Genomic DNA, 1,712 nt, shown 5'->3' with positions numbered 1-1,712 from the left:
CCAATTCACTATGTGAACTGGCTTTATTTTTTATTAATTTAAACAGCGTCTTTCCAAAAAGCACAACTATGAGATGGTGTTACAGATTTTTTAGCATCTGGACTCTTAGTATTGCTACATTCAGCAACTTCGTTTGGATTGATTAACGACATAATAAGCTTTTTATGCACTATATTTGTTATTCTTATTTTGGTGCGTAAAAAGCTACACCTTCATTTGACCAACCTTGGTTGATTAACCAATTAGCTTCGTCTTTACTTTCTGTGAATAAATGCGATCCAGGGCCTGTAGCATTTGGATTAAAAACACGATAGATTGGCTGTCCTTCATCCTTTGGAACCATATAGAAGCCAATATTTTCTTTTTTCCATCCTTTTTGGGCTACAGAAGAATACTCACTCTCGCTGATAGTATAGAAATGTTCTCCAGAATTTGGGTTGTATAATCGATACACAGGTACTGCTCCTGTATAGGACGAAAGAACACTCTGGAAAGCTATTCCTTCCGCTTGCCATTTAAGACCAACTATCCAGCTATACTCATCGATGCTGGTTGTGTACAAATGATCTCCATCATTTAAATTGTAAGCTCTCCATATTGGAACAAGGTTATTATCAGGAGTTGATACTTTTTTGTAAATGTAATTAACTTCTTGGGGAAAATAATCAAAATTTCCAGTAGCATTTCCTACAACTTCTTGCAATTCATATCCTGTAATGGACACGGCATTAGTGGCATAGGTGTCTCCAATATACCCGGAAATTGTTTATGTTGAGGAAAGATAAACTCCGTCAGTATCTTTATAATTAACAGTAATATTTCCACCGATAGTTTTTGCGATTTCACGTCTATATGTTCCAGGAAATGAACCATCATATTTTTTCATAAATCCTAAGCTATCTGCATAATAGTTATCTACTTCATTTGGATCACTTTGAACCCATAACGTAGTATACGAGACATTCTCAGCAGGGACAGCATTTATTGGTAAGTTAACAGTTGTATTAAATTTACTTAATTTACCTAAAGTAATTTCATTAAGATAATAAGTCAAATCAAACATTCCTGACATTGTTAATACCTTTGAGGTATCCCAGTTAAGAAGGTTCAAAGACTCTATAGTAGAATTATAAAACATGTTCTGTGTACTTGTTACATTAGACGTATTCCACTTGCTTAAATCTAACGATGTGAGTGCAGTGCTATAAAACATTCGAGCCATGTTTGTTACGTTTGAAGTATCCCAATTATTTAAGTCTAATGAAATTAATTTAGAATTAGAAAACATTTGATTCATGTCAGTAACATTTGAAGTGTTCCAGTTGCTAATGTTTAGTGTAGGTGAATTAAAGCTTAAAAATGTACCATACATACTAACGACACTAGAAGTATCCCAGTTACTTAGATCTAATGAAGTAAATGAGCTAGCTGCGAACGTTAGATTTAGAGAAGTAACATTAGAAACATCCCAATCACTTATCCCCTCAAATGAGGTAATTTTAGAACTAGAAAACATTTGATTCATGCTAATAACGTTTGAAGTATCTAGCGTACCTTCAACTGTTTCCAAAATTGGGAACGGTGTACTTGAAAACAAGTAGTTACTATTTGAAGGTGCTTTAACACCTTCATTAAAAACAATTTTCTTTGTTTGATTAAAAATATCTACAGGATAGCCGGAATTACTCAGTTCACCTGAATCAACAGTCATT

The 1,712-nt window shown here is 33.8% G+C and carries 2 protein-coding genes; both read right to left on the bottom strand.

Annotation, left to right across the window (positions count from 1 at the left end):
* Positions 1–184: 184 nt before the first annotated feature.
* Entirely contained in the window at positions 185–763 is a 579-nt protein-coding gene (locus KUA55_RS18620) for a MucBP domain-containing protein (RefSeq protein ID WP_343214744.1), read from the bottom strand.
* A 3-nt stretch (positions 764–766) separates the two neighbouring features.
* Positions 767–1,712, bottom strand: a 946-nt coding sequence (locus KUA55_RS18055; protein WP_218327763.1) for a BspA family leucine-rich repeat surface protein, incomplete at its 5' end; no start/stop codon positions are given.

Origin of the sequence: Enterococcus alishanensis, from assembly GCF_019218635.1 — a bacterium.
Taxonomy (GTDB): domain Bacteria; phylum Bacillota; class Bacilli; order Lactobacillales; family Enterococcaceae; genus Enterococcus_A; species Enterococcus_A alishanensis.
This window is presented reverse-complemented; position numbering and strand designations above follow the sequence as displayed.